1 rRNA gene is annotated in these 575 nt (G+C 57.6%); it reads left to right on the forward strand.

The features are described 5' to 3' along the window. Window positions 1-575: ribosomal RNA gene (locus FGD71_RS34860) — 23S ribosomal RNA — on the forward strand; the annotation flags it as partial.

A 575-nucleotide genomic window follows, 5' to 3' on the forward strand; every position in this document is an offset into this window, starting at 1 on the left:
GGATGGTTCACGAGTGAGAATGCAGGCATGAGTAGCGATTCACACGTGGGAAACGTGTGCGCCGATTGACTAAGGGTTCCTGGGTCAAGCTGATCTGCCCAGGGTAAGTCGGGACCTAAGGCGAGGCCGACAGGCGTAGTCGATGGATAACCGGTTGATATTCCGGTACCCGCTGTGAAGCGTCAAACATCGAGCCCGTTAATGCTAAGGCCGTGAAGCCGCCCTGATCTCTTCGGAGTTGAGGGGAGTGGTGGAGCCGTCGACCCAAGACGGTAGTAGGTGAGTGATGGGGTGACGCAGGAAGGTAGTCCAGCCCGGGCGGTGGTTGTCCCGGGGTAAGGGTGTAGGCCGTGCGGTAGGTAAATCCGTCGCACATGTGGCTGAGACCTGATGCCGAGCCGATTGTGGTGAAGTGGATGATCCTATGCTGTCGAGAAAAGCCTCTAGCGAGTTTCATGGCGGCCCGTACCCTAAACCGACTCAGGTGGTCAGGTAGAGAATACCGAGGCGTTCGGGTGAACTATGGTTAAGGAACTCGGCAAAATGCCCCCGTAACTTCGGGAGAAGGGGGGCCA

It is taken from the genome of Streptomyces sporangiiformans (genome assembly GCF_005768555.2).
GTDB lineage: Bacteria > Actinomycetota > Actinomycetes > Streptomycetales > Streptomycetaceae > Streptomyces > Streptomyces sporangiiformans.